Below are 4,091 nucleotides of genomic sequence, written 5' to 3'. Positions count from 1 at the left end.
CGACCGTCGGCGACCGGATCGTCGTCACCAACACCCGCGGCATCGACGCGCGCGGCCCCGCCATCACGACCTACAAGGGACAGGGAACCGTCCCCGTGTCCGGCCACGACACGCACAGCACCACCGCATCCCTGACGCGCTTCGCGCTTCCCAGCGACAAGGACATCGCCGGCAAGTACACCGACACGGTCTTCGCCCAGAACGGTTGGGGCAAGAACGACGTCCAGCAGGCCAAGGGCAGCAAGGCGGCGGCCGTCCCGGTCCCGACGCGCATCGGTGACCCGTCCACGATCAAGCACGTCTTCTTGATCGTGAAGGAGAACCGCGGCTACGACCAATTGTTCGGCGACATGGGTAAGGGCAACGGCGACCCGACGCTCACGCAGTTCGGCGCGAAGACCACGCCGAATCAGCACGCGCTGGCCAAGCAGTTCGGTCTCTACGACAACACCTACGACGTCGGCACCAACTCTGCTGAGGGCCACAACTGGATGATGCAGGGCGACAACCCCCAGTACACCGAGTCGTCCGCGGGTGAGTACCAGCGCAGCTATGACACCGAGGAGGACGTGCTGGGCCACCAGCGCTCGGGCTTCCTATGGACCGCGGCCCAGTCCGCCGGCGCGACGGCCAAGAACTACGGCGAGTTCGAGTACATGGAGGGCAAGCCGTCCGGTTCGTGGCAGCAGTACTACTGCACGAGCAAGAGCGTCGAGAACGGTGGTGACCCGGCCCAGCTGACCGCCCCGGGCCTGAAGGGCAACTACGGCTCGGCGATCCCGTCGCTGAACAAGATCACCAACCCGCAGTCCCCGCCGTTCGACCTCTCGATCCCGGACATCTACCGCTCCCAGATCTGGAAGCAGGACTTCAAGAAAAACGGTCCCGCCAACTTCAACATGGTGTGGCTCTCCAGCGACCACACCGGTGGGCCGGCGGACTCGGAGGCCGGGGTGGCCGACAACGATCTCGCCACGGGGAACATCGTCGACACGATCTCGCATAGCAAGTACTGGAAGGACTCTGCCATCTTCGTCGTCGAGGACGACAGCCAGGACAGCGCCGACCACGTCGACGGCCACCGCGCCCCGGTCCAGGTCATCAGCCCCTGGGCCCAGCACGGCAAGGTGATCAACACCTACTACTCGCAGATCTCGGCGGTCCGGACGATGGAGCAGATCCTCGGCGCCCAGCCGCTGAACGAGAAGGTCGCTGCTGCCACGCCGATGTACGACGCCTTCACCTCCAAGCCCGACTACACGCCCTTCACCGCGGTGCCGAACCAGGTCCCGCTCACCGAGGGCGTCGCCACCGCGCCGTCCTGTGGTCTGGACACCCTGGGCCGCACCGGTGCTGCTGCGGCGGCGCTGAACAAGGCGGAGGCCCAGAAGACCGCGGTGCCCGCGAACGAGCAGGCCACCGCCGCTGCCTGGAAGACCTGGCTCGCCGGCCAGCACACCACCGGCAACGGTGCGGTCCCCGACTTCGCCAACCCTGAGCAGATGAACCGGTACACGTGGTACCAGACCCACGGATGGAAGGCGCCCTACCCGGGCGACGCGAAGATCTACGCTCCGTCGCAGGTTCCAGGTGCCTACCTCCCGGGCTCGGACCCGAACTGACGAGTCTCCGGACAACAACTGAACAGCATCGCAACACGACGGCCCGCCGGACATCCGGCGGGCCGTCGCCTATCGGGCCTGGCCCGACCAGAGCCCTCAGCGTGACTCTGAGTGCTTGATGATTTGCCCGATACGTGCCCAGATCGGCGGGCCGCGTCGCGTTTCTGGAGGTCACGGCGCCGTCGCTTGCCCCATGGCAAAGAGAAGATCTACGGCTCGATTCGCGCAACACTGGCTCTCACGGGCCAAGAGGACGGTCTTGGCGTGAATGCACCACCGGCTCCTCATCTGCGGCGAGCACCAGCAAAAGACCCCTTGATCCCAAGCGGTGAGAGCAGCCGGGCGATCCCGGCGAGTGGGATTTCCGGGAGATAGAGGATCTCACTTCGAAGGATCTTTGCAGGTGAAAGTCTCGGCGGACCCTGGAGGATGTGGAGGGTCCGTGGCGCAAGATCGTCGTCCTTTGACGGCTGAGGATCGAGAGGAGATCTCGCGGTGCCTGGTGCTGAGCCTGTCGAATAAGGAGATAGCGGCGCTTCTGGACCGGGACGATTCGGTGATTTGCCGGGAGATCTCCCGCAACGGCGGACGCGCTGCGTATCGCGCGGTCGCGGCACAGTTGCGGGCCGAGGAGCAGCGACTGCGCCCAAAAGACCGGAAGCTGGACACTGATCCGCGACTGCGCGAACGGGTGCACTCGGATCTTCGCTGCGGTTATTCTCCGGATCAGGTCGCCGGCCGGTTGAAGTACGACCATAAGCGCGGTCATGCTGTCGACATGGGGTCGATATCGCACGAGTCGATTTACACGTACCTGTACGCATTGCCGAAGGGTGAAATGGCCCGTATGGGCATTCATCTCCGGACTTGCCGAGAGCAGCGCAAGCCGCGCGGGAACCCTCGTTCGAAGGGTTCGAAGATCATCGGGATGCGGTCGATCGACGAACGCCCCTCCGAGGTCGAGGGCCGCCAGGTCCCCGGCGCCTGGGAAGGGGATTTGATCATCGGCAAGGACGGTGCGTCGCAGGCCGGCACACTGGTCGAGCGCAAAAGCCGTTTCCTGGTCATTGTCCCCTTGCCCAAGAGCCGCAAATCGGAGGAGGTCTGTGACGCGATCATCGACAGCGTCTCCGGCCTGCCCGCCGAGCTCGTCAAGTCGATCACCTGGGACCAGGGCGTGGAGATGGCCCAGCACGCCGCGCTCACCCTCAAAGCCGAGATCGATGTCTACTTCGCCCATGCTCATTCTCCATGGGAGCGAGGAACCAACGAGAACACCAACGGACTCATCCGCGAATACCTTCCCAAAGGGACAAGAATTCCTGGAGACGTCGAGCTGCTAAATTCCGTAGCCCACTCACTTAATACACGGCCGAGGCGTATGCTGGGTTACAGAACGCCAGCAGAAGTGTTCGCCGAGATGTGCGCTGAAACTGCTTCCACCGCTTGAGACCACCATCTATAACCGTGACGCCACACGAGGCACACGGTTTAGGAATCCACTAGCGATCGGACCATGATGTTGGGTCTGACCTGGATCGGAGCGGCTTCCGCAGCGCCCACGAGTGGTGATCATCCCGCGTATATCCCGCGTGCCACGGGCGATCCAATGTGCCTCTGGTCAGTCCGGCCGAAGGGTGAGCCGCTGTCCTTTCGGCAGATGACGCGGGGCCACCACCATGAAGTCGCGGTGGCCGAGCGCCGCCACCTCCCGAACGTCGAAGCGCTCGGCCAAGGCGATGACACAGGCGTCAACCGCTTGGAGACGGAGGGAGGCGTAGGACGTCAGCAGCTCGGACATGCGCCGGTAGTCGTGCGGCGTCACCTCGATGACACGCAACTCGTCCGCGCCGATTGCGGCGCAGAAGCGGGCGGCCAAGCTGGAGCTGCCACGGCGTTGCGGTTCTCCTCTGCGATCCTGCCGCCGTGGGCCCGGAAGACTCCGAAGATCTCCGAGGTGCTGCCGCTGCTCTACCTGCACGGCCTGTCCACCGGTGACTTCGTGCCGGCCCTGGAGCAGTTCCTCGGCTCGACGGCTGGGCTGTCGCCCGCGACGGTGTCGAGGCTGACGTCGCAGTGGGCTGATGACCACAAGGCGTTCCAGAGGCGGGACCTGTCAGCGACCGACTTCGTCTACGTGTGGGCCGACGGCGTGCATCTGAAGGTCCGCCTGGACCAGGCGAAGGCGTGCGTGCTGGTGCTGGTCGGGGTCCGGGTCGATGGCAGCAAAGAGCTGATAGCCCTGGACGAGGGCTATCGGGAGTCGTCGGAATCGTGGGCGAACCTGCTGCGCGACTGCGCGCGTCGCGGGATGCGCGCCCCGCATCTCGCCGTCGGCGACGGGGCGCTGGGCTTCTGGAAGGCGCTACGCGAGGTGTTCCCGGAAACCCGCGAGCAGCGCTGCTGGGTTCATAAGACAGCGAACGTGGTGGATTCCCTGCCGAAGTCGGCGCAGCCGGCCGCCAAGGC

The 4,091-nt window shown here is 65.0% G+C and carries 3 protein-coding genes and 1 pseudogene; 3 read left to right on the top strand and 1 reads right to left on the bottom strand.

Annotation, left to right across the window (positions count from 1 at the left end):
- Both VGH54_RS05690 and VGH54_RS05685 read left to right on the top strand, forming a co-directional pair.
- Positions 1–1,622, top strand: a 1,622-nt coding sequence (locus VGH54_RS05690; protein WP_331510964.1) for an alkaline phosphatase family protein, incomplete at its 5' end; no start/stop codon positions are given.
- Between the two features lie 442 nt (positions 1,623–2,064).
- Positions 2,065–3,072, top strand: coding sequence for an IS30 family transposase (locus VGH54_RS05685; protein WP_331510963.1), 1,008 nt, complete (start codon positions 2,065–2,067; stop codon positions 3,070–3,072).
- A gap of 171 nt (positions 3,073–3,243) precedes the next feature.
- Here the strand turns inward: VGH54_RS05685 and VGH54_RS05680 are convergent, their stop codons facing one another.
- Complete coding sequence (locus tag VGH54_RS05680; protein WP_331510962.1) at positions 3,244–3,501, bottom strand: hypothetical protein; 258 nt, start codon at positions 3,499–3,501, stop codon at positions 3,244–3,246.
- A gap of 21 nt (positions 3,502–3,522) precedes the next feature.
- On the opposite strand from VGH54_RS05680, the pseudogene VGH54_RS05675 reads away from it, so the two are divergent.
- Positions 3,523–4,091: pseudogene (locus tag VGH54_RS05675) on the top strand (IS256 family transposase); the annotation flags it as partial.

The organism is Mycobacterium sp., from assembly GCF_036488105.1.
GTDB lineage: Bacteria > Actinomycetota > Actinomycetes > Mycobacteriales > Mycobacteriaceae > Mycobacterium.
Note: the sequence above shows the minus strand (reverse complement) of the source record. Positions and strands in the feature narration are given on the sequence as shown.